Raw genomic sequence first — 21,332 nt, forward strand, 5'->3', positions numbered from 1 at the left:
GTACCGTAATTCGCTACATCCATACGGATGGCCCGCAATGGGGCATTCTCTTTGGCGCACGCATCGCGCCGTTGCAGGTCAACGCCGCGACCACAGGCGAGTTGCTTGCCAAACACTGGCAAAGCATCTGGCAAGTGCCGGCGGCACAGGCAACGATTCCGCGCGAGGCCGTCGAGCTTCTGGCTCCCGTCACGCAGAACCAGCAATTCCTCTGCCAGGGGGTCAACTACCGCAGCCACGTCATGGAATCCGGCCTGCGTGTCGAGAATTTTCCCTTCAACACCATCTTCACGAAGGCATCCTCATGCATCACGGCCGCGGATGCTCCGGTTGCCTCCCCAGCCCACGTCAAGCTGCTCGACTACGAGATCGAGCTCGGGCTGGTGCTGCGGCGGGATTTGCAACCTGGCGTGAAGGTCAGCCCTGACGCTCTCGGTGATTGGCTTGCCGGCGTGACCATCGTCAATGACCTGTCGGCGCGTGACGTGCAATTGCCGCAGGGTCAGTTCTACAAGGGCAAGAGCTATCGCGGCTTCGGACCTGTTGGCCCTGGGCTCATATTGCTGACACCGGAAGAGTGGCAACGTTGGCCGGAATTGCGGATGCGCCTGGATGTCAACGGACAGCCCCGGCAGGATGCCTACTGCGCCGATATGATCCACGCGCCGGCTTCAACCTTGACGGAACTGGCATCCATGCACGACGTTCACACCGGCGACCTGATCGCCACCGGTACGCCTGCCGGTTGCGCGGCCCGCGCGCCGGGCAAGCTCGCCATGTTCATGGCGAAACATTTTCTCAGCGACGCCGGAAAATGGCGCATGTTTGTGCGCCGCGGCATGACCAATCCCGCCTACCTTCGGCCCGGCGATAGCATCCGGGCCTCGATTCGCACGGATGACGGCACCATCGACCTGGGTGAGCAGACCACCGTTATCGCCACGGCATGACGACCACGCAGGTTGCGACGAAATACGTGGCATCCCATCGCAGCATTTGGAATGAGAGTGAAGTCTTATGAGTAGCCTTGCAATCAACGCCATGCCAGAGGTCGTCAGGCGACTGGAGGACGTGGAACAGATCGAACGGACGCCCTGGCGGGACGCGATCCGCGCCACAAACACTTACGATGTACTACGGACCGCTTGCGAGCGCTGGCCGGAACGCGTGGCCCTGCGGCTGCTGCTGGACGGCAGCGCTTCCGCGCCGACGCGCGATGTCCGTTATGCCGAATTGCTCGAGGGCATCCATCGCACCGCCAATACGCTCCACCGCCTGGGTGTCACTCCGGGGGTGCCAGTCGCCATCCTGTTACCGAACCTGATCGAGGGCCACCTGGCGCTATGGGGCGCGGAAGCTACCGGCATTGCCAGCCCCATCAACCCGATGCTGGAATCCAGCTTCATTGCCCGTATCTGCGAAGAGACGGGGGCCAGGGTGGTCATCGCCCTGGGGCCCACGACGGACGGGAATATCTGGGAAAAGGCCGTGGAAGTCGCGGACCGGCTGCCTCGGGTCCATACGATCCTGCAGGTTGACCCGATGGCCGCGCTGGGGGGGCGTATCTGCTCCGGCGGCCACACCCCGCGCGGCAAGATGCCGGCCCGTACCGGCGTGCAAGTGCTCGACTTCCATGACGCGCTGGCCGAATCGGACAGTACGCGGCTGATCAGCGGGCGGCGATTCACGCCCACCGAGCCGTGTGCCTATTTTCATACGGGCGGGACCACCGGGTATCCCAAGGTGGCCGTGCACAGTCACCTGAACGAAGCTGTGATGGCATGGGTCCTTCAACGGATCGATGACCGGCGCAACGTGATGCTGGCTGGATTGCCCCTTTTCCACGTCAATGGAGCCATGGTGACCGGACTCGGCGCACTTCACAGTGGTTCGGAAATCGTCATGCTGACAGCGGGCGGGTACCGGACGCCCGGCCTGCTGGACGCCTTCTGGGAAATTGCCAACCGGTTCGGGACCACCACGTTTTCCGCCGTACCAACCATCCTGGCGGCCCTGCTTTCCAGACCTTTGCCTGCGGACGGGGTCCCGACCTTGCGCCACGTTCTCTGCGGTGCCGCGCCGCTGCCCAGTCAGGTCGCACACGAGTTTGAAAAGCTCACCGGCGTTCGCATTCACGAGGGATATGGCCTGACGGAAGGTAGTTGCGTATCGACCGTCAACCCGCCACAAGCCGCGCCCAAGGCCGGTACGGTTGGCATCCGCATTCCGTATCAGGAATTGAAGCTGTTCAAGCTATGCGCAGACGGCAGGCCCGCCGAACTTGCCGAAGCCGGTACGACCGGCGTGATCGGCATACGCGGCCCCAATGTGTTTCCCGGTTACCTAAGGGAAGGCGACAACCGCGGCATCTGGATCGAGGGCGGATGGTTCAACACGGGTGACCTGGGCCGCCTTGACGCGGACGGAGCTCTCACGCTGTGCGGCCGCGCGAAAGACCTGATTATCCGTGGCGGCCATAACATTGATCCGTCGATGATCGAGGATGCGATCGCCGCACACCCCGCGGTCGCCATGGTCGCCGCGGTCGGGCAGCCGGACATCCATGCGGGCGAATTGCCGGTGGCCTTCGCGATACTCAAGCCAGGCGGACAGGCTTGCAGCGAGGCGTTGATGGAATACGCGCGGGAGAGGATTCCTGAACGTGCGGCGGTGCCGGTACGCATCGAAATCATGCCTACACTGCCCCTTACCGCCGTCGGCAAGGTCTCCAAGCCAGACCTGCGGCTGCTCACTATCGAGCACGTCATCCAGGCGGCGCTTGCCGAGGATGGCATGTCCGACACCCGCGTCAAGGCCCGCCTCTGCCCCGAGCGCGGCGCCATAGCCGATATCTCCGGTCCGGTCGCGTCACGTGAGGCGGCGGTAGCACTGGTAGCCCGCTATCCCGTGATTCCCGCATGGCAGGAGCAATGATGACGGACACCACGAAGACCCCGCAGGGGAACATGCTTGATACGGATGTCCTGCTTGTAGGACTGGGGCCGGTGGGGGCAGCGCTGGCCAACCTGCTTGGCCGCTACGGGATCCGCGTCCTGGCCATCGACCGCGCCACGGAAATCTTTGCCAAACCGCGCGCGATCGCGCTGGACAACGAGGCCCTGCGCATTCTGCAACTCGTGGGCGTAGCGGAGGGCGAATTCGCCACGGTGGCGATTCCGAAGGTGCAATACCGCTCGCCACTGTTCGGCCGCTTTGCGCGCATCAATAGCGCGAGAATTGTCGACGGCCATCCGACGCTCGTCACGTTCTACCAGCCAGAGCTGGAGGCCGTGCTGCGCAAGAAGCTGTCAGCGTACCGCACCGTGGACGTTCGCCTTGGGACTGAACTCCAGTCCTTCGTCGATGATGGTCATTGTGTGCGTGCCGTCGTGAAATCAGCTGGCGGCCCCGACCTGCAGGTCAGGGCGAAGTACATGGTGGGCATCGATGGCGCAGGTTCACTGGTCCGGCGTGAGCTGGGGCTTGATTTCGAGGGCCGCACATTCCAGCAGGACTGGCTGATTGTCGACGCGCTTGGCGTGCCGAATCCCATTGACCATTGCGAGTTCGTCTGCGACCCCGCGCGGCCAACGCCGCATATGGTCGCCCCAGGAGGCCGCCAGCGCTGGGAATTCATGTTGAAGCCGGGCGAAAGCGCTGCGGAAATGGAGCGGCCTGAATCGGTGCGCAATCTGCTCGCGCCGTGGTGCGATGTAGACAAGATCCAGATAGAACGCACCGCCGTGTATCGATTTCACGCACGTGAAGCCAAATCGTTCTCAAAAGGCCGATGTTTCCTGGCCGGTGATGCCGCTCACATTACCCCCCCTTTTGCCGGGCAAGGATTGGTGGCCGGCCTGCGAGACGTGGCAAATCTTGGGTGGAAGCTGGCGTGGGTGCTACGCGGCCAGGCGAGCGAGCAGATTCTCGACAGCTATGATCAGGAACGCCGGCCTCACGCAAGAAAGATCATCAACCTGGCGCGCTTTCTTGGAGCACTTGTCATGCCACGCAACCGAGCTGCGGCACTCGCTATACACGGGTGCATGAGCGCGATAAGGTTGTTGCCGCGCGGCCGTGCCCTGTTCGAAGACCTGAAAGTGAAGCCGGCAAACACTTTCGACAAAGGCCTGTTTGTGCGCGTGCGCGGCACCGAGAAGCTGCGTGCCGGTTCGAGCTTTCCACAGGGGTGGGTCCGACCGGCAGAAAGCGGAATCCCGACACTTAGCGACGATTGCCTGGGGCTTGAGTGTGCAGTCATCGGATTTGGCTTTGACCCCGCGACGCGTCTCTCGTCTGAGCTCATGGTCCGCTGGTCCCTCGCCGGTGGCAAGGTGTGGCAATGGTGCCAGCGTGCCCAAGCGCAGCATCTCGCGCCCAAAGGCCGGCGTCTTGAAGCACTGGACGAGGTCGTGTTGCCCCGCGTGGCCCCGCTCGACTGGATGGTGGTGGTCCGCCCTGACCGATGCGTGCTCGCCGAAGGCCCGGCCTCTCAAGCCGAGCACATCCTCCAGCGCGCCCTTTATTTGATCGATCCGCCGCAGGTACGCCTCGACATACGCCTCCCCAAGGCCGCCTGAAGGCACCAGTCGCCCCGCAGACAGTATAAGAACCTTCCGGTGCCAGTTCGTGGCCTCGGCGGGCGGGGCTTTTTTTGCACCACCTGAATAACAAGGAGGAGACCCTTGTGTTGCAGACTTCTGTTTATTGTCTTTCTATCTCGGCGATAATTTGCCTTGCAAGCATGACCGCGCATGCCGGAGAAGACTTTCAGGTGCGGTACAACATAGCAGGCAGCATCGGAGGGGAAATGTTTACACCCCCAGATGCCGCCGGGCTCGCAGTTGGCGTCGCAGCAACTTATATCGACATCAGGAAGGTGACCGGCAACGACGGCAACACACTGACGAAGCCGATCCCCGGTGGCGCCATTCCACTTCCGTCCCCGACACCCGTGAGCGCGTATCCCACTTATGGCGCGAATACCGCCCAGATCCCCGCCTCAGGCACTTTCAAGCTGTTCAACCTCGGCGTTGGCTACATTACCGACGCGGACTATGGCGGCGGTCGCTTCGCGTTCGGCGGCGTTCTGCCGTATGGCGTCAAATCCCAATCGGTCAGGGCTACTGCCGCAACGCCAGCCGTGCAGGCGAACCCTGCAGTCCCCGCGGCCGCACAGCGGGCCATCGCGAGCCAGTTCGGGGCGACATATCAGTCAACCCTTGCCGGCGAAGCAGCCAGTTCCAGTGGCGACGTATCGGGCATCGGCGACCTGGAGTTGCAAGGCGGCTGGCTCTATACGACCGAACAGCTGCGCGTATTGCTGGGCGCATCCCTCGTCATTCCGACAGGGCGCTACAACGCATCGCCTGCACCCGACATAGGCACTGGTAATTTCTATACGCTGCGGCCGTCGGTGCAAATGGCCTACCTGCCAACGCCCGACATCGCCTTCGCGGCAAAGGTGACCCTGGGCCTGAATACGAAGAATCGGGACAATGACCTCCGCAGCGGAAACTGGATCGGACTGGAAGGCGCGGCAGCATACAAGACCGGGATTGGTGTATTCGGACTGCACACCGTCTTCGTTCAACAGTACCAGGACGACTCGAACAATCCCTGGGGCCCGAGCCGATACCGATCGCTCAATGCCGGTGCGTTCTATACCGCGATGGTGCCTGGCATTGACGCGGCGCTGACGTTGCAATACATGGCAACAACCACTTCGCGCAACGCAAAGGTCGGCAGCTTTAGCCAGATCCGCTTGATCAAGCTGTTTTGACGACGATGACTAAGAGACCTTTCAAGTGCGACACGTTTCGCACTTGAAAGGTCTCTGAAAAGCTGTGATCGTGTCTTGCCGTTTCCTTAGGCCTGACAACTCGGTTCCACTTAGGTCGGAAGCAGATCGTCAATCTGTTGCTGTGCCTGCTCGATAGCGACTTGCCGTTGTTCGGCACCTGCAGACACACCGTTAGCAGCGACCACTTCAAGCTGGGACACGCCCACGAACGAGAATACGCTCCGGAGATAGGCTTCCGCGTGCTCAAGTGCCGCGTTGCGCGAACCGGGGCCATAGTACCCGCCGCGTGCAACGGCCAGGATGATGCGCTTGCCGGTCACGAGCCCTTCTGGACCTCTGTCCGTATAGCGAAAGGTCTTTCCCACGACGGCGATACGGTCGATCCAAGCCTTCAGTTGGCTGGCGATACTGAAATTGTAAAATGCGACACCAATGACCACCACGTCGGCCGCCAGGAATTCTTCCAGGATGGCGCGTCCCAACTCAATATCCCGCAGAAGCGCTGCGTCATTCGGCGCCTTGGGATCACGGGATGCGGCGAAGTAGGCGCCGGACAAGTGAGGAATGGGTGAACTGGCGAGGTCGCGATATATGACATCGACTTTCGGATGCGCGGCCTTGAACTTGTTGACGATGCCGGCCGAAAGGGTACGGCTGACGGAATTGTTTCCCAGGATGCTGGAATCAATGTGAAGAAGCTTCGTGGTCACTCGGGGATCTCCAATGGTATGCGCTGCCCATCGCGGAGTTGAACAGTCCGAATTCAATGGGCGCGATTGCGTGATGGCTCGCGACCAACATACCCACCATTCGCGTCCGCCACAAGGAGGCACACCGATGTTACCTGCGACCATTCAACGGGAGTCTGACGATGCGACTGGCACGGTTGTCGAGCACAAGGGCCACTTGCCCGGAATGTTGGACAGACGTAACGGGATAGATCTGCCTGGAGACTGCCGGGGAGCGGGGATAGTCCTCGCGCGCATTGGCGATAAGTGGAGCGTCCTCATCGTCATGCTCCTTGCCGAGGGGCCCATGCGGTTTAACGAACTGAAGCGGAAGATCGGCGGCATCTCGCAGCGAATGCTGACGCTAACTTTGCGGGGATTGGAACGAGACGGACTGGTTACGCGGACCGTTTATGCCACGATTCCGCCGCGCGTTGACTACTCACTGACCTCCCTCGGRCATTCGCTAAGAACCCCTGTGGAAGCGCTTGGCCGATGGGCCATCGCGCACCTCCCGGCCATTGAACAGGCGAGGCAGGCGTTCGATCTCAGCAGCAAGAGGAACTCCGAGTCTGAGCAGCCTTAGTCAAGGAGACAGCAAATTGCGTGTAGCGTGTGGTTGTCGGAGGTATTGCCAGGGAAGCTGCGCGCACGGACGGTGAGACCCCGCTTGGCAGTGATTGCCAGGCTCACCTTCACGCCGAATTCGTAGGGATGACGGACCTTGCCCTTGGCAACACACTCCACCCCGGGCGCGTGCAGGGCGTAGAGTTCATTTTTTGTCCTTGGCGCGCTGCTGCGCAGTGCGTCGCGCGCGTTCTGGCCAGATACTTGACGTGTTGCGTTGAATCCTAGCCGTCATTTTTAGTAGGCACTAGGCACGCGTGAAGAAACAGCATGTTGTTCGCGCAGCGCCAATCCCCTCGCATGATTGCGAAACTTGTCGAATGCCAAAATTTGGCTCCCCTTTGTGGGCGCGCGGCAGTACCTGCGGAATTTCGCGAAGACAGCGAGCGACGGGGCGAGGGGTCGGACAAGGCCCAGGGCAGCAGGCGTTTACAGGTCCTTGGCCATGCGGGGAGGATTTCAGCGGGCGGCCAGGGAGTCACGAGCCCCATTCATCCCTCGATGTGCTGAAGTTCGACTTCGCGCACCGACCTCACTTTGAACGCACGCGCAAAGTCGTTGAATGCGCGCATCAGATCGGTCCTGGCGGCTTGAGCCGATGCGCAGGGCGGCTTCTGCAGCCCCTTCCTTCGTAGCCTGGTATGGGCTTCCCGAAACATGCGAGGAAATATCCAAGCATGAACGCAGGTGCCACGCTGGCACGAATGGCAGATCACCCGACTCAGAATTCCAAATCGATGGCGGAGTGCACAAGCTACTTCCAGAATCCCGCTTCACCGTCAACAACTCCGACCTCGTGCTTTTATGCTGTGGTGCAGGGATTGGGCCTTGCACAAATGTCCGATTTCCAGATCATCGACCATCTAGCCCTCAACGAACTAGTTGTGACGTTGATCGGCCGGCTGTAGAAGGACCTTCGGTCACTACATCTGCCATCAGAGCCGGCAACACGCGCCCGTACGCACGCCCGTTCTGCTGAAGGTTCCGGCTTGGAAGCCGAAGGACCGTCATCTGTCAGGAGAAATACATGCGTAGCACCATCGCCCCGATCGGCGCCGCCCTCACCTTTTCCGCCTCGCCCGCGTCAGCGCTCGGCGTCCTCGCCTACGGCGACGAGCCGGTGGGTGATCCCGGCGCCGTCGTGCAGGATTTGATCTCGACGGAGTTCGAGCACTTCTTTAGTGCCGCCGGGACGGTCCTGGTGATTCACTACGATACGGTACAGCTGGGAATGGACCGCGTGTGCCACGCCACCGTCGGCATCAGCGCCGCCCCCGAGGCCGGAGCCACCGCACGGGTTCCCGCTTGGCGTTTCAACGCGACCCGCTTGATCCGGAACCATGGGAATGTTGACCTGGGTGGCAGACGTGAGTGCCTCACCAGCGCGATACGCGAGGCCGCACGAAACATGATGCAGGTGCCAATCCCCGAGTTGGCAACGCGCAGCGAGGCCTCGCTTGTCGGGGCGCGCAACGCCAAGCGCGCCGGACGGGACATTTGACGGCCCCCCCGGCTGTCCGGCCTTGACTTCCAGCCTGCGCCTGTAGATTGGAAGTATGTCCCATCACCCCCGTGCTTCCGATGCAAGCCCACCCCACGCAACTCAGCCTCTTTGATGAAATCGCTCGCGCAACCGTCGCACGATCGCCGGCTCGCCCGTTGGTACTGATGGCCTGCTCGGCCACGAAGCTCAACCGCCCTGCCCCCGCCATGGATCTGTATCGCGGCGTCATGTATGAAACGTTTCGCGCGCACGTGCGAGCCGATGCGCAGCCCCAAGTCATCATCCTCTCGGCACAGCATGGCTTTATCCAGCCGGACGCGGAGATTGCCCCCTACGATGCCCGTATGACCGCGGATCGCGCGGAGATCCATGCTCTCGGGCCTGTCGACGGCGATGGCCGGTGCGGCGTGGCCCGACCAGGTCGGCCCGGTCTTCCTCGCCGGCGGCATGCACTACCGTCGGGTGATGCGCGCGGCCGTTGAGCGGTGGGCCCGCAAGGTTGGTGCTGGCGCTACGCCGGCGATCGTGGAAACCAGCGGCGGCATCGGGATGCAGCGCTCCCAGCTCGGCCAGTACCTGGACGGCTTGTCCTGCCAACTAACCGAAGAGATCGGGCGCTTTCCCAACGGGGTGCCCTACTTCCGCCGCGCTGGGCCGTTCACGGTGGGCGAGCGCGTCATTCACGCCTACCGCCACCTGCCCGGCATTGCGCCCCGTTGGGCAACCATCCGGAGCATTTTCCAAGGACCCAGTGGCATGACCGCCGAAGCCGACGTCGAGGAGGGAACGGGAAACCGCGCGCACATCGTTTCCCGTTGGATCGCCCTGACGAATCTCCAGCCAAATCAATGACTATCACCATCACCCTGCAGTTGGAAGCCAAGGCCCTCGCTGCCAACCTCGATGGGACGCCCGACGCCCTGCTTGCCCTCACCCATCGCGGCCACCGCTACTGGACCAAAGCCAGACGCCTGCATTTCCCACCGCCGCGGCGCGAAGCGTTGCTGTTGGAAATCATGCGTTTCTGTGCAGACACAAACCTGCTGGAGTGCCCCCCCGACCCTGAGGACGGAGACCGCCAGCAGATGATAGAAGAGATGCTCGACGCCCGCTATCCGCGCTATGCCCGCCTCAAGCGCAATCCGCATCGCGCATGAGCATGGTGGCGACCTTTTCTCCAGAGCCACACGGCGGCGAGCATCTGTCCGCCTGGTTCCACCCCGCTAACCTGAAGGCTATGTCCGCCTCGAAGAGGCGGTTGGGGTGCGGGGAAAGCGGAATTCAGTATATAAATGCGGTCATGACACCCGTCGACAGCCTCTGGCTCACCAATCCCACCCTCGCCTACGCCGATTGGCAGCGCCGCGAGGCATCCGGCGCGGACCGGCGCCCTTTCGCGGCCCGCTCGATCATCCAGCATCAGGCCATGTTCGAGCACTTCCGGCGTCATCTGCTCGACGTCGACGCCACCGTGGCCACCTTCGGTCCTGACCATATCGATACCTTCTGGCAGGCGCCCGACGCGCGCGGCTACAGTGCCGCCACGCGCATGCGCTATCTGAAACTGCTGGACCGGTTGTGCCGCCACTTGGTTGCCATCGGCGTGCGCAAGAGCAATCCAGCCGGTCAATTGGTCCGCGACGGTCAGTGGCCGAAGGCCGAGCCGGATCCCATCTACCTGCCCGAGGACGCGGACGCCCGCCTGCAGGCTTGGGTGCAGCCGCACGCCGGGGATGATCCGGCGGCCTTGCGCAACCGCGCCATCGTGGCGCTCTTCCTAGGCACCGGCGTCACGGCATTGGAAGGCCGCACGGCCCGCCGGGAGGACCTGCAGCCCGATGCTGCCCCGCCCTACTTGCACGTGCCAGCCCACGGCGCGCGTGATACCCGCACGATCCACCTCGCCGCGTTCGCCGGCAGACCCTTCCGGTCGTTGGCGACCTCGTGTTCTCCCTCCAGGCCAGCGGCGAGCCGATCACGGATATGAGTCTTGGCAAGATCGTGCGAGCGGCGCTCCTCGCGATCGACTTCGAAGCGCAAGACATGAGCCCGCGGGTGCTGCGCAACACCTACTGCCGGCGGCTGCTACTTGCCGGGCGCAACCGCGATGAAGTCAGCAAGCTGCTTGGGCTGGCCAGCACGAGAACCTGCGACCGGATCAGGGCCACCATTGATGCTCAGTTGTAAGTGTTGGTGTCCCCAGGTCCCACATACCGCATAGAGTTTGCTATTCTCGCGGACGCCTCTACGGCGAAATATCAACGAGTAACCAGACGAAAGAATCCATGGCAACCAAAGCGAAAGCTGTCGTAAAGACCCCGGCCAAGCCTGCCGCCAAGAAGGCAGCGCCGGCCAAGAAGGCAGTAGCACCGGCAAAGAAGGCCGCTGCGGCTGCACCGGTGGCGAAGCCGCTGAAGGAAACCTTCACCAAGGCGAGCTTGCTGGCCCACCTGGTCGCCCAGACCGAGCTCGACGCCAAGACCGTCAAGACCGTGCTGGCCCACCTGGAAAACACGGTCCTGAGCGCGGTGCACAAGAAGGGTGCGGGCGAATTCACGCTCCCTGGCCTGCTCAAGGTCACGGCCCTGCAAGTGGCGGCGACCAAGAAGCGCTTCGGCAAGAACCCGTTCACTGGCGAAGATCAGTGGTTCGCAGCAAAGCCCGCAACCGTCAAGGTGAAGGTCCGCCCGCTGAAGAAACTGAAGGACGCCGCCCTGTAAGGTGTACCGACCTGCTGAACGAATGGAGCCCGCGAGGCTCCATTTTTTCGATCCCGACTGGCGAAAGAATCGGCCCATGCCTAGTGGTCCGAAGGATGGGCGCAGGGTGGATATGGCCGCAGGCAGACGGCTGAGATCGGCCACGACGGCCATTCAACGAGTTTGCAAGATGGCCACTTTCTGCAGGCCCGGCGTGTCACCCGCTGGGGGTAGAACGATGCGCCAGGTGGGCGTCAAAGGCCGAAGTACTGCCGATTGCCTTCGATGCGCGCCTGATGGTCTGCAGGAAACCGTGCCTCGGCCACCAGCCGCGCCAGGGCCAGCCTGCCCTGTTCGATCGCACCGACGTGGTAGGCGCTCACGGCAAGTTCGTCTAGTGCGCGCCATACGTAGACCGATTCATCCACGAACAGTGCGTCCGCTGGCCTCGTCAGCGCTGCTGCCTGCTGGGCAAACAAGTGCGCAAGGGCATATTCGTTGCGCAGCCGGTGATAACGGGCAAGCTCGCACAATGGTTCAGCCCGGGTCGGGCGCGCCTGATAGGCGATCAGATACGCCTCGCGTACGGCAGCAGGCGCATCGCCGCGACGCTCCCGCAGTGCCGCGATCTGGAAGCGAGCGAACCAGACTTCCTCTTCCCAGCCCCCCATTTCGGCGCGTTCGCCATAAACGCGAATGCTCTCGTCGAACTTGCCGGCATCGCGATAGCTCTGTGCCAGATAGAAACGATATCGCGTATTGGCCGGCTCGTCGTGTACCGCTTTTTCGAGTACCGCGATATCGCGCAGATAGGTATCCCAGGCGCGCGCCCTTGCGCCGTCATGCGACACCACGATGGCAGCACCGGGCAGTGCATCCCAGCGATGCGGCTGATCCTGCGTCAGGTATTCGTGAAGCACCCCCTCCCAGCGCCATGGCATGCGCGCCGAGACCAGCGCATTGCGCAGGTATTGCCAGCCATTGAGTTCGCAGCGGAACTGGTACCCGTCGGCACCGGGCGCCGGCCACCGAAACCCCAAGTCCATGCGCAGGGTTTCATCGGCATCGATGAACAGCAGGTAGTCATCAGCGCCGGTCATCTCGTCCTTTGCCAGCGCCATGGCCTCATTGCGGTTGTGGGCGAAATCTCGCCACGGACGTTCGTGCAGCGTGCCGGGAATGTCGGCCATGAACTGACGGATGACCTCTTGCGTGCCGTCGGAGGAACCGGTATCGACGATGACCCAGTGGTCGATCCACGGCTTGACGCTCTGCAGGCAGCGCGTGATCACAGGGGCTTCATCCTTGACGATCATGTTCAGGCAAATGCGTGCCACCGCCGGTTCTCCGTAGTCGCGGGTCAGAAAGGCGAGAGCATACCGTCAATTCAAATGCGACACCCCCTACTAAAGTGGGGACATGGGAACCATTTCTGACGCTACCATTTTTCGCGTCCGGAAACGGCCATATTTTTATCCACAGGGCCATGGCATTCACCGATAAAGACATCCTGTCTTTTCGGCAAGGTCAGCGTGCCATGTCAACAGCACGCCAATGCGCGCACATCCAGAACTACTTAATCGAAGGGGTCGGGAATCATGAAACAACACCAATGGGCCATCGGCCTTTCCGCCGCTACGGCCATTCTCCTGTCCGGCTGCGGCGGTGGCGACGGCGGCAACGCGGGCGCGGCGGTCTCCGCCGGCGCACTGCCGGCCGCCACGATGTCCGGCACCGCCGCGACCGGCGCACCCATCACCAACGCGGAAGTGCTGATCAAGTGCGTCAGCGGCCAGATCCGCACCACCACTGGCGCCGACGGCAGTTGGTCGGTCTCGACCACCGGGCTGACGCTGCCGTGCGCAGCGCGGGTCGTCACCTCCAACGGACAGGTGCTGCACTCCTTTTTGCAGGGCCCTGGTACCACCAACATTACGCCGATCACCGAACTGGTGGTGGCATCAGCCGCGCAGAATCCGGATACCGAAGCCTTCTTCGCGACCTTCTCGGCCGTCTCCGCCGGCGCGACCAGCGATCGCCTGCAGACCGCGCTGACGCTGGTCAAGCAGCGCCTGACCAACCTCGGCGTGGATGCCGGCAGCCTCGACCTGCTAAACCAGAAATTCTCGCCCAGGAACGGCGACGCCTATGACGACCGCCTCGAAGCACTGAGCGCCCGCCTGGCCGCAACCAACACCACGCTGGCGGCGGTGACAAACCAGATCGCGCGCGGCGACGTGGGAGCGACCGGGGCCACGGGTGCGGCAGGTGCGAATGGCGCAGCTGGCGCCACCGGCGCCACGGGTCCGCAAGGTGCCACGGGCGCGGCCGGGGCAACCGGGGGAACCGGTCCGACCGGCGCCACGGGCGCCACCGGCGTGACGGGGCCCACTGGTACCACGGGTCCGCAAGGTGCCACGGGCGCAACGGGGGCCACCGGCGCCACGGGTCCGACCGGCGCAACGGGTGCCACCGGCGCAGCCGGCGTGACGGGGGCCACCGGGGCCGCGGGTTCGACCGGTGTCACTGGCGCAACGGGTGCCGCCGGTGCGACCGGCGTGACGGGCGCCACCGGGGCCACGGGTCCGACCGGTGCCACGGGCGCAACGGGCGCTACCGGCACCGTGCCCGGCCTTGGCACGCCCGGCGGAGCCGGCCCCGCCAATGCCGGCGTCGATTGCGTGCTGGGCTCGGTCTGGCTAACTGCCGCGCGCTGGGGGCAGGGCATGCCCGCAAACGGCCAGCTGCTGCTCATCAACCAGTACACGGCGTTGTTCAGCCTGCTTGGCACCACATACGGCGGCGACGGCATGACCAACTTTGCGCTGCCGAACCTGGGCTCGGTCACGCCCAACGGACTGACCTATATGATCTGCGTCAACGGCGCCTTTCCCAGCCCGAATTGATGCCCCGAAGGCGCAGGCCCATTGCCGCGAGCCGGCAGTGCCTGCGTCGGATCACGCCCTGCGCCAGCATGGCGTCCGCCACCGTGACAAAGCCGGCGATATTGGCCCCGTCCACATAGTTGATGCAGCCGTCGTCCTTCTGGCCAAGGTGTATGCAGTTGGCGTGGAGGTCCTTCATCGCGTACAGCCGAAATCTCCACCCGGTGGCTACGCCGCCCGCGTTGCCGGCCTCGCCCGGCGCGTACAAGATGCGCGCGGTCGCTTCGGCCGAGCTCCGGTCACTGATGACCCCAGGTGCAAACAGCCGGAATCGGTCGGCTTCGGTGCCGTCACCACATCGGCCGTTGACCAGTTCCGGCCGTCGGCCCGGTGGTCCATTCGGACGCTCGAGCGTCGCTTCAACACTAAACAACGGCCACTCGCGCGTCGGCGGCACTTGTCGGTTCATCGGCCAAAGCCGACACTCGCCAAGTCACATGCCCTGTCCCGACAACCTCGGATGACCGGCTTCAAGCCACCACGCTGCCGTGCCGCCCCCATCGTTGCATCGCGTGGCTGTCGGTGGCAGCGAGATACTAGACCACCCGATCCAGCAACCATAGCGTGATGTCAGCCGACTCTGCCAGTTTCATCGCTAGGTGCAAATCCGTGCTAACCACATTTTGAAGTCGAGCGAACGCGCCTCGGATATGCCCCATGCCTCGTAGTAGCTCTAGCAGGTCAGCGAGGTGGGAACCTGGCGAATTGGATGCTCGTTGCAACAACACTACAGTCGATAGCACGACCTCGGGCACTAGCAGCCGCCACCCGAGGTGGTGTCCAACAGACAGCGCGCCGCCAGCCTCGTCATTCGGCAATGGTCTCCAGCGCCTTCCCTCGCGTTTCGATGCCGAACCTGTAGACGATCATTGCCGCAGCAAGAAAGCACATCGCACCGAGACAGAACACGCCAGCCTGACCGGCGATCGGCAATACCAGCCCGACCAGCGTCGGCCCGAGCAACGAGCCGATCCGCCCGATGGTCGACGCCATGCCGCAGCCAGACGCCCGCGCCCGCGTCGGATAGAGCTCGGGCGTATAGGTATAGAGCACCGCCCACATGCCGAACATGAAGAACTGCATCATGCCGCCCGAAATCAAGAGCATCATGGCGTCCGGATTGGAGCCCGCGACCTTTCCGTAGAGGAATACCATGCAGGCTCCGCCCACGAGCGTGGTCACGCATGCAGGCTTGCGTCCCCAACGCTCAACGGCGAACGCCGCCCAGAGGAAGCCTGGAATGCCGCCGATGGAAATGTAGACCGTGTAGAGCACGGATTGGCTCACGCCGAGCCCTGACTGCTGCAGCAATGCGCCGATCCACGTGTTCAGGCCGTAGAAGCCCAGCAGTGCGAAGAACCACAGTCCCCAGACCGTCAATGTCCGGCTCCGGTACTCGCGCGACCAGAGTACGCGCAGACCGGAGGTCTCCGGCTCGGCAGCCGACAGCGCAGGCATGATCTCCGGCAGCGACGACAGCTTCAATTTCCGCATGACCACTTTCTCGATACGATCCACGATGCCGGAGGCCTCCTCGTGACGGCCTTTCGATTCGAGCCAGCGCGGCGATTCGGGGACATACCGCCGTACGACGAACAGAAAGAGGGCGGGAATTGCCCCAAACAGGAACATCGTTCGCCATGTATAGGCACTGAGCACATAATAGGACATCAGGCCGGCACAGATAAAGGCGATCGGCCAGTTGCCGTCCATCAATGCCAGATACTTGCCGCGCTGGCGCGCCGGGATGAACTCCGACATCAGGGTCTGCGCCAACGGCAGCTCCATGCCCATACCGAGCCCGAGCAGCAATCGATACGCGGCTAGCACTTGCGGGCTGTCGGCGGTCGAACAGAGATAGCTGCCGACGCCCCAGATGATCATGCTGACCTGGAACACCGGTTTGCGGCCGAACGTGTCCGCCAGCACGCCGGAGCTTAGCGCACCGATTCCCATCCCTACGAAACTGGCGCTCCCGAGCATGCCGGCCTGCGCGGACGTCAACCCGAACTCGGTGCGAATAGACCCCAGCAGATACGTCATCATAGCCAGGTCGAGATTATCGAAGAAGAACGCCAACGCAATGATGGCGAAGAGCGATCGGTGATACCCGCACACCGGCAACCGTTCCAAACGGTCTCCGGTGCGCACGCGCATCAACTCGAGGGGGGTGAGCTTCATATTGTCTCCAGTAGTTCTTGTGCCGGCACCGGGAGTGCCGGCCGAAAGCGATAGCGCGAAGCCGCGTTATCGCTTGCTACTGTCGCGTGGATGCGCTTCCGAAGCGCGTGCCGGAACGCCAAGCTCTATCTCGCAGATGCCATGGAATATTGCCGAAGCAAGATGGCTTGAGGATAAAAAAGAGGTGCCTGAGCACCCCTCCTGTCATGCGAGTTGCAAAGAGAAATTTAGAGTGATAGCTATCGTCCTTCCCGGCCGAACCTGTGCGGATCGAACGCCTCCGGCGCCAATCCGGATAGCGTGGCGCCTGCCTGGAAGGGATAGCGAAGATACGGCGCCTTCGGCTGTCCAGGCGGCGAGTACTGTCCGTCGGCGAGGATGCGTTTCTTTGCAGTCATCTCGCGAATCTCGCATCGATACGCCACGATCTGATTGGCAGCGCCATCCTCGATCGGCGAGTAATCCTTCTCGGGACGGAACTTGTCGAGTGCCTGATACTGGTGCGCGCGCACCTCGTCTGTACTATCGCGCAGCACGACCACGCACCGGGCGATGACGCTGTAGTACTCCAGGCTCGTATTCTGGCCCTTGGGTGCCTTAAGCAGCGCAATGGGTCGGTCGATTTCGATCGTGACCAGCGGATTGGCGCGGATTGCAGCGGCGAGCTTGCCGAAGCGCGAACTGTGTATCAGGAACGCGTCACCCGCAAATGTGAAGCTCTGCGCCGTGACGTAGGGGTATGGCATATCGTGGACGGCAATCCTGCAGATCAGTTCGTCCTTCAGAAACGCTTCGATTGCTTCCCAGTCGGTCCATGCGAGGTCAGTCCGACGCATGGCGCTGTCGAGATAGGATGGTGTTGTATCGGTCATTTCATATCTTCCTGGTGTTCTTCAACCATGCGCATCTGCTCCCGCCCGGGGCCCAGTCCGATCCCCCGCAGCGGCCGGCCGATAACCTCTTCCACGCGCGTGAGCAGAGCCACCAACTGCGGAGGGAGCGGAGCAGCGGGATCCTTCGGAATCGCCGCTTCACCGAAGGCGGGGAAGCGGATGGTGTGCCGGCCACCGGCATAGCCCTTGCCGACCATGACCGGAATGCCTTGGTCGGCGCACCGGGCGAATGCCGCCAGGCTGTCGCATTTATTCACGAAGACCTCGTCGATGCCGAACTGTTGCACGGCGAGCCGGAGTTGCGCGAGATCTAGAAGTCCGACGCGGCGCGGCCTGCCTGTTCCGGTGCCGTACTCGTTCGACAGCATGCGGAGTGCCATGCCGATGCCGAAATCGTCGTCCCCGGCGAGCAGCGCGAGGGCGTTGGCCCCAGCGGCTTCGTCGGCCTTGCCGCGTCCTGAGCGTGCGGCATCGGCACAATAGCGCTCGGATCGTTCTCCTCCGAGTTCGGTCGGTAACGGTCCGCCGCCGACGCGCGAGACGATCGCCTTGGCCACGCCGATCGTCTTCCGGTGGTACTTGCACGGCAAATCGCCACCCACGTAGGCATACGAGGGCAAGGTATGGCTGGACGTGACCCACGGCTGGTCACCATGTACGACGTCGAGCATCACGGACTGCGCGCCTTCGAAGAGTACCCTCGCCCCCTGTTCCACCCGACGCGGCAGCCAGAGTGGATCGTCCGTTACGAACGGCCGCACGACGTCCCACGCTTCGCGCATCCGGTTCATGGCATTGGCGAGCTCGCCTTCCTCGCGCAATGCGGCAGCCCGATTCAGCTTTTCAAATACCTCCTCGGCATCCCGCAACAGGTCCCGAAGCTGGAAGGAGCATCGCTCACCGTCGTGCATCCGGACAGCGAGGTCCGCGTAGCAGGGCCCAATGCCGTTTCCCGTCGTGCCGATTTGTCCGCCTTCATTGCGATCCCGCAGCACGTGGACCGGCTGGACAAGTGGGCATCGGTCGCTGATCGTCAGTCGACCGGCGAGATCGATCCCGTATGCGGCGAGCATCCCGAGCTCGCTCGCCAGTTGTTGCAAGCCGATGACGCAGCCAGATCCGATATAGAGTGCGACCCGCCTATGCAATACTCCTGACGGGATCTGCCGCAAGCGCAATTCCCCGCTGGCAGTGACGATCGTGTGACCCGCATTGGCACCGCCGTTGAAGCGCGCGATCACGTCATAAGCGCCGGCGAGATGATCCACCACCCGCGCCTTTCCTTCATCGCCGTATTGCAATCCGACCAGGACGTCGGCGTACCCGGCTTTTGTCTGTGTTTCCATTGCTCAGGCTTCCAGGACAAACGTGGCTTCGATTTCGACTGGCGCGTCGAAGGGCAGGCTCGCGACCCCCATGGCCACGCGGGCATGGCGCCCTTTTTCGCCAAAGATTTCATTGAGAAGCTCCGAAGCAGCGTTGATCACCGCGGGCGCGTCATGAAACCCCGGCTGCGCCGCCACGTAGCCACCCACACGAACGATGCCCCGGATCCGCTCGAGATCGCCGTCCGTTGCGGCCGCGGCCCAGCCGAGCAGATTGACCAGGCAAAGCCGCGCCGCCGCGCGGGCATCTTCCACGGTGACTTCACCAGGTACCTTACCGACGAATTCTGGCTTTCCGCCTTTCAGCGGCAACTGCCCCGACACCGTCAGGAGGCCGTTGTGTACTGTGTACGGCACGTACAGAGCCCTGGGGAATTCGGCGGCTGGCAGGACGATCCCGGCCGCCTCGATACGATCGATGACTGACATGCTGACTCCTCGATTTGAACAAGTACCGACGGAGAAAGCACGCTGCCTCAACCGTCGGCCCCTTGACTGTGCCGTACGGCCGAGACGGTGACCGGCGTCCCGACGCCAGTTACTGTCGCGCAGACGCCAATCCAGCCTGCGGGGCTGCGTTAGTCACCTGCGGCATCCCGGAAATACTCGGTGGGCGTCATACCGAGCGCCCGGCGAAACATGGCGCTGAAGGCGCTGGGACTCTCGTATCCGAGCTGCAGTGCGATATCGGTAACGTGGCATCCTTCCGCCAGGAGGCGAACGGCAGCCATCAGTCTCGCCTGCTGTTTCCAGCGGCTATAGGTCAGTCCAGTCTCTTCGGGAAAGAGACGGATGATGGTGCGCTCGCTGGCGCCAACGAACTGGCTCCACTCCTGTACCGACGTTTCGTCGGCAGGATCGTCGAGGATCCTCGCGCAGATCTTGCGCAGCCGGTTGTCCTTGGGCATGGGCAAGTGAAGGGGGACCACGGAGAGGGGGCGCAGCTCATGCAGCAGAAGCTGGACCACTAGGCCGTCGCGTCCGTCCTGCTCGTACTCGACCGGCATGCGCACGACGGCAGAAATCAGTTCCCGGAGCAGCGGCGGCACCGCAACGACGCAGCACGTCTGCAATTCCGCCGGGATGGCGTTCTCGCGAATGTAGACGGTGCGCATCTCGACGTCGCCGCAAGCCTGCATGGCGTGCCGGACATTGCACGGCACCCAGACGGCGCGCTGGGGAGGCACGACCCATGAGCCATAGTCGGTCGACACCGAGATGGCGCCGACGTAAGCATAGATGAGTTGGCCGCGCGGATGTGAGTGCGTGTCGATATAGAAGCCGTCCGCAAGGGTGCGCGCCATCCCGCCGATCGGCCGGCCTATGGCCTGATAGTCATCCCGGTTCTCGCTCTTTCCAAACATGGCATCTCCGCGATAGTCGCTGTCATCTGCAGGCGCGCGAGGATCTGGCGCAGGCAAGTATCTTTGGTCGGACGCCAACGAGCGTCGCATCTTGCAAAAGGAATCGGCCGATCGATTCCAACAGTCTGGAGCCAAAGTAATGTCAGTGTATCGAAACTTCAATCAGGAAGAGCTGGACAAGCAGTACAACGTCAGGGCGGGTATTCCCGGCTTCCAGGACATCTTCCAGACCTGGGCGAAGGTCAGCGAGAACTTCCGCCTGACCCACCCCGTCATGGAGAGTCGCGCGTACGGACCCGACGCCAAGCAGACGCTCGATTTTTTCCCGGCCGCCAACAAGGGCCGTCCGCTGCTGGTCTTCATTCACGGGGGATACTGGCAGTCTCTGGACAAATCCGACTTCAGCTACATTGCCTCGCCCTACCTGAAGCGCGACATCAACGTTGCGGTGGTCAACTACCGGCTGGCGCCGGAAGTGGGGATGTCGGAGATCATCCGCGACAATCGCGACGCGGTGATATGGCTCTATCGCAACGCTGGGGAACTCGGTGGCTTCGATGCCAACAGAATCTATGTCTCGGGGCACTCCGCTGGCGGACATCTCACAGCAATCCTGGCGGGCACCAACTGGGAGAACTTCGGCGTTCCGGCTAACGTACTCAAGGGCGGTTGCGCGATCAGTGGGCTGTACGACCTCGAACCGATCCGGCTTTGCTATCTCAACAAGGTGGTGCAACTGACCAAGGCGGACGTCGCCGCCTACAGCCCCGTCTCTCATCTGCCGAAGGTGAAGCTGCCGATGATTCTTACCTTGGGCGGCGATGAGTCGCCGGAATATCACCGGCTCCAGCGCGACTACCAGACGCTACTGGAAGCGCATGGCTTCGACGTGCAGGTGGTCGAACAGAGGCGAGGCCATCATTTCGACGCTGTCGACCTGCTTGGCGACAGCAATGGCGCCCTTTCCGCTGCGGTACTGCGCTTGATCGAAAGCGCTTGATGCATTCCCTGCCGACTTGAAGCCGCATCTGCCTGCACAGTGGCTGTCCTTCGGCCATTGCTCACATGCGACCGAGGTCGAGGGAGCGAGTAGTGATCGAGGCTATTAGGGAGGATTTGGCCGCGGACGCGGCAGCACGCGCGGAGTACCGTAACGGTGCAATATGGCGTCCAGTCCAGTGGACTGTTTTTATCCAGCACGGC

The 21,332-nt window shown here is 62.7% G+C and carries 22 protein-coding genes and 2 pseudogenes; 15 read left to right on the forward strand and 9 right to left on the reverse strand.

Annotated elements, in window-relative coordinates; translation table 11 throughout:
* Window positions 1–71 precede the first annotated feature (71 nt).
* The 4 genes from AC1DN0_RS04285 to AC1DN0_RS04300 all read left to right on the forward strand — a co-directional run bounded on the left by AC1DN0_RS04285 (window position 72) and on the right by AC1DN0_RS04300 (window position 5,782).
* Window positions 72–950, forward strand: coding sequence for a fumarylacetoacetate hydrolase family protein (locus AC1DN0_RS04285; RefSeq protein ID WP_441630824.1), 879 nt, complete (start codon window positions 72–74; stop codon window positions 948–950).
* Window positions 951–1,041: 91 nt separating this feature from the next.
* Window positions 1,042–2,934 (forward strand): acyl-CoA synthetase, encoded by a 1,893-nt coding sequence (locus tag AC1DN0_RS04290; RefSeq protein ID WP_477114653.1) that lies wholly within the window; start codon window positions 1,042–1,044, stop codon window positions 2,932–2,934.
* Window positions 2,931–4,580, forward strand: a complete 1,650-nt coding sequence (locus AC1DN0_RS04295) for a bifunctional 3-(3-hydroxy-phenyl)propionate/3-hydroxycinnamic acid hydroxylase (protein ID WP_477104084.1) — start codon at window positions 2,931–2,933, stop codon at window positions 4,578–4,580. Before AC1DN0_RS04290 ends, AC1DN0_RS04295 begins: the two co-directional genes overlap by 4 nt.
* 107 nt (window positions 4,581–4,687) lie before the next feature.
* Window positions 4,688–5,782 (forward strand): transporter, encoded by a 1,095-nt coding sequence (locus AC1DN0_RS04300; RefSeq protein ID WP_441630818.1) that lies wholly within the window; start codon window positions 4,688–4,690, stop codon window positions 5,780–5,782.
* Window positions 5,783–5,892: 110 nt separating this feature from the next.
* Here AC1DN0_RS04300 and AC1DN0_RS04305 read toward each other — a convergent pair whose 3' ends face one another.
* Window positions 5,893–6,513 (reverse strand): FMN-dependent NADH-azoreductase, encoded by a 621-nt coding sequence (locus AC1DN0_RS04305; protein ID WP_441630816.1) that lies wholly within the window; start codon window positions 6,511–6,513, stop codon window positions 5,893–5,895.
* A gap of 205 nt (window positions 6,514–6,718) precedes the next feature.
* Between AC1DN0_RS04305 and AC1DN0_RS04310 the strand changes: the two genes are divergently transcribed.
* On the forward strand, window positions 6,719–7,117 hold the full coding sequence (locus tag AC1DN0_RS04310; protein WP_441630885.1) for a winged helix-turn-helix transcriptional regulator: 399 nt from the start codon (window positions 6,719–6,721) through the stop codon (window positions 7,115–7,117).
* Between the two features lie 23 nt (window positions 7,118–7,140).
* On the opposite strand, the pseudogene AC1DN0_RS04315 reads toward AC1DN0_RS04310, so the two are convergent.
* Window positions 7,141–7,357: pseudogene (locus AC1DN0_RS04315) on the reverse strand (IS5/IS1182 family transposase); the annotation flags it as partial.
* A gap of 478 nt (window positions 7,358–7,835) precedes the next feature.
* Between AC1DN0_RS04315 and AC1DN0_RS04320 the strand changes: the two are divergent.
* The 8 genes from AC1DN0_RS04320 (at window position 7,836) to AC1DN0_RS04355 (ending at window position 11,382) form a co-directional block, all read left to right on the forward strand.
* On the forward strand, window positions 7,836–8,066 hold the full coding sequence (locus AC1DN0_RS04320) for a hypothetical protein (protein WP_441630814.1): 231 nt from the start codon (window positions 7,836–7,838) through the stop codon (window positions 8,064–8,066).
* Window positions 8,067–8,185: 119 nt separating this feature from the next.
* Window positions 8,186–8,659, forward strand: coding sequence for a hypothetical protein (locus tag AC1DN0_RS04325; RefSeq protein WP_441630812.1), 474 nt, complete (start codon window positions 8,186–8,188; stop codon window positions 8,657–8,659).
* A 209-nt stretch (window positions 8,660–8,868) separates the two neighbouring features.
* The gene (locus tag AC1DN0_RS04330) at window positions 8,869–9,144 is read left to right on the forward strand and encodes a DUF6884 domain-containing protein (protein WP_477111393.1); all 276 of its coding nucleotides are present in this window, start codon (window positions 8,869–8,871) and stop codon (window positions 9,142–9,144) included.
* A complete protein-coding gene (locus AC1DN0_RS04335; protein WP_441630809.1) occupies window positions 9,032–9,514 on the forward strand; it encodes a hypothetical protein in 483 nt (160 codons plus the stop codon). Before AC1DN0_RS04330 ends, AC1DN0_RS04335 begins: the two co-directional genes overlap by 113 nt.
* Window positions 9,511–9,819, forward strand: a complete 309-nt coding sequence (locus AC1DN0_RS04340) for a hypothetical protein (protein ID WP_441630807.1) — start codon at window positions 9,511–9,513, stop codon at window positions 9,817–9,819. The genes AC1DN0_RS04335 and AC1DN0_RS04340 overlap by 4 nt, the downstream gene beginning before the upstream one ends.
* A gap of 143 nt (window positions 9,820–9,962) precedes the next feature.
* Window positions 9,963–10,649 carry a hypothetical protein gene (locus AC1DN0_RS04345; protein WP_441630805.1) on the forward strand — a complete coding sequence of 229 codons (687 nt, stop codon included), beginning with the start codon at window positions 9,963–9,965 and terminating at the stop codon, window positions 10,647–10,649.
* Window positions 10,646–10,849: a hypothetical protein gene (locus AC1DN0_RS04350; protein ID WP_441630804.1), complete on the forward strand. Its 204-nt coding sequence runs from the start codon at window positions 10,646–10,648 to the stop codon at window positions 10,847–10,849. The genes AC1DN0_RS04345 and AC1DN0_RS04350 overlap by 4 nt, the downstream gene beginning before the upstream one ends.
* 98 nt (window positions 10,850–10,947) lie before the next feature.
* On the forward strand, window positions 10,948–11,382 hold the full coding sequence (locus AC1DN0_RS04355) for an HU family DNA-binding protein (RefSeq protein ID WP_441630802.1): 435 nt from the start codon (window positions 10,948–10,950) through the stop codon (window positions 11,380–11,382).
* 233 nt (window positions 11,383–11,615) lie between these two features.
* Here the strand turns inward: AC1DN0_RS04355 and AC1DN0_RS04360 are convergent, their stop codons facing one another.
* On the reverse strand, window positions 11,616–12,698 hold the full coding sequence (locus AC1DN0_RS04360; protein ID WP_441630800.1) for a tetratricopeptide repeat-containing glycosyltransferase: 1,083 nt from the start codon (window positions 12,696–12,698) through the stop codon (window positions 11,616–11,618).
* A gap of 261 nt (window positions 12,699–12,959) precedes the next feature.
* Between AC1DN0_RS04360 and AC1DN0_RS04365 the strand changes: the two genes are divergently transcribed.
* Entirely contained in the window at window positions 12,960–14,267 is a 1,308-nt protein-coding gene (locus tag AC1DN0_RS04365) for a phage tail protein (protein WP_477111333.1), read from the forward strand.
* A gap of 49 nt (window positions 14,268–14,316) precedes the next feature.
* On the opposite strand, the pseudogene AC1DN0_RS04370 reads toward AC1DN0_RS04365, so the two are convergent.
* The 6 genes and pseudogenes from AC1DN0_RS04370 to AC1DN0_RS04395 form a co-directional block, all read right to left on the reverse strand.
* Window positions 14,317–14,454 (reverse strand): annotated as a pseudogene (locus AC1DN0_RS04370) (NADP-specific glutamate dehydrogenase); the annotation flags it as partial.
* Window positions 14,455–15,113: 659 nt separating this feature from the next.
* Complete coding sequence (locus AC1DN0_RS04375; protein WP_441634832.1) at window positions 15,114–16,487, reverse strand: MFS transporter; 1,374 nt, start codon at window positions 16,485–16,487, stop codon at window positions 15,114–15,116.
* Between the two features lie 239 nt (window positions 16,488–16,726).
* The gene (locus AC1DN0_RS04380) at window positions 16,727–17,359 is read right to left on the reverse strand and encodes a pyridoxamine 5'-phosphate oxidase family protein (protein WP_441634834.1); all 633 of its coding nucleotides are present in this window, start codon (window positions 17,357–17,359) and stop codon (window positions 16,727–16,729) included.
* Window positions 17,356–18,726 carry an adenylosuccinate synthetase gene (locus AC1DN0_RS04385; protein WP_441634836.1) on the reverse strand — a complete coding sequence of 457 codons (1,371 nt, stop codon included), beginning with the start codon at window positions 18,724–18,726 and terminating at the stop codon, window positions 17,356–17,358. Before AC1DN0_RS04385 ends, AC1DN0_RS04380 begins: the two co-directional genes overlap by 4 nt.
* A gap of 3 nt (window positions 18,727–18,729) precedes the next feature.
* The gene (locus AC1DN0_RS04390; RefSeq protein WP_441634837.1) at window positions 18,730–19,194 is read right to left on the reverse strand and encodes a RidA family protein; all 465 of its coding nucleotides are present in this window, start codon (window positions 19,192–19,194) and stop codon (window positions 18,730–18,732) included.
* A 149-nt stretch (window positions 19,195–19,343) separates the two neighbouring features.
* Window positions 19,344–20,129: an AraC family transcriptional regulator gene (locus AC1DN0_RS04395; RefSeq protein WP_441634839.1), complete on the reverse strand. Its 786-nt coding sequence runs from the start codon at window positions 20,127–20,129 to the stop codon at window positions 19,344–19,346.
* A 139-nt stretch (window positions 20,130–20,268) separates the two neighbouring features.
* Here AC1DN0_RS04395 and AC1DN0_RS04400 point away from each other — a divergent pair, with 139 nt between their 5' ends.
* Window positions 20,269–21,129 carry an alpha/beta hydrolase gene (locus AC1DN0_RS04400; RefSeq protein ID WP_441634868.1) on the forward strand — a complete coding sequence of 287 codons (861 nt, stop codon included), beginning with the start codon at window positions 20,269–20,271 and terminating at the stop codon, window positions 21,127–21,129.
* Window positions 21,130–21,332: the final 203 nt, after the last annotated feature.

Source organism: Cupriavidus sp. 05N39, from assembly GCF_056397325.1.

What these genes read in the sequence shown, in the direction of transcription:
- AC1DN0_RS04290 (WP_477114653.1), top strand. Translation starts at nt 1,042, where the DNA reads ATGCCAGAGGTCGTCAGGCGACTGGAGGACGTGGAACAGATCGAACGG.
- AC1DN0_RS04350 (WP_441630804.1), top strand. Translation starts at nt 10,646, where the DNA reads ATGAGTCTTGGCAAGATCGTGCGAGCGGCGCTCCTCGCGATCGACTTC.
- AC1DN0_RS04380 (WP_441634834.1), bottom strand. Translation starts at nt 17,359, where the DNA reads ATGACCGATACAACACCATCCTATCTCGACAGCGCCATGCGTCGGACT.
- AC1DN0_RS04390 (WP_441634837.1), bottom strand. Translation starts at nt 19,194, where the DNA reads ATGTCAGTCATCGATCGTATCGAGGCGGCCGGGATCGTCCTGCCAGCC.
- AC1DN0_RS04395 (WP_441634839.1), bottom strand. Translation starts at nt 20,129, where the DNA reads ATGTTTGGAAAGAGCGAGAACCGGGATGACTATCAGGCCATAGGCCGG.
- AC1DN0_RS04320 (WP_441630814.1), top strand. Translation starts at nt 7,836, where the DNA reads ATGAACGCAGGTGCCACGCTGGCACGAATGGCAGATCACCCGACTCAG.
- AC1DN0_RS04295 (WP_477104084.1), top strand. Translation starts at nt 2,931, where the DNA reads ATGATGACGGACACCACGAAGACCCCGCAGGGGAACATGCTTGATACG.
- AC1DN0_RS04400 (WP_441634868.1), top strand. Translation starts at nt 20,269, where the DNA reads ATGTCAGTGTATCGAAACTTCAATCAGGAAGAGCTGGACAAGCAGTAC.
- AC1DN0_RS04345 (WP_441630805.1), top strand. Translation starts at nt 9,963, where the DNA reads ATGACACCCGTCGACAGCCTCTGGCTCACCAATCCCACCCTCGCCTAC.
- AC1DN0_RS04330 (WP_477111393.1), top strand. Translation starts at nt 8,869, where the DNA reads ATGGATCTGTATCGCGGCGTCATGTATGAAACGTTTCGCGCGCACGTG.
- AC1DN0_RS04340 (WP_441630807.1), top strand. Translation starts at nt 9,511, where the DNA reads ATGACTATCACCATCACCCTGCAGTTGGAAGCCAAGGCCCTCGCTGCC.
- AC1DN0_RS04385 (WP_441634836.1), bottom strand. Translation starts at nt 18,726, where the DNA reads ATGGAAACACAGACAAAAGCCGGGTACGCCGACGTCCTGGTCGGATTG.
- AC1DN0_RS04355 (WP_441630802.1), top strand. Translation starts at nt 10,948, where the DNA reads ATGGCAACCAAAGCGAAAGCTGTCGTAAAGACCCCGGCCAAGCCTGCC.
- AC1DN0_RS04335 (WP_441630809.1), top strand. Translation starts at nt 9,032, where the DNA reads ATGCTCTCGGGCCTGTCGACGGCGATGGCCGGTGCGGCGTGGCCCGAC.
- AC1DN0_RS04375 (WP_441634832.1), bottom strand. Translation starts at nt 16,487, where the DNA reads ATGAAGCTCACCCCCCTCGAGTTGATGCGCGTGCGCACCGGAGACCGT.
- AC1DN0_RS04365 (WP_477111333.1), top strand. Translation starts at nt 12,960, where the DNA reads ATGAAACAACACCAATGGGCCATCGGCCTTTCCGCCGCTACGGCCATT.
- AC1DN0_RS04325 (WP_441630812.1), top strand. Translation starts at nt 8,186, where the DNA reads ATGCGTAGCACCATCGCCCCGATCGGCGCCGCCCTCACCTTTTCCGCC.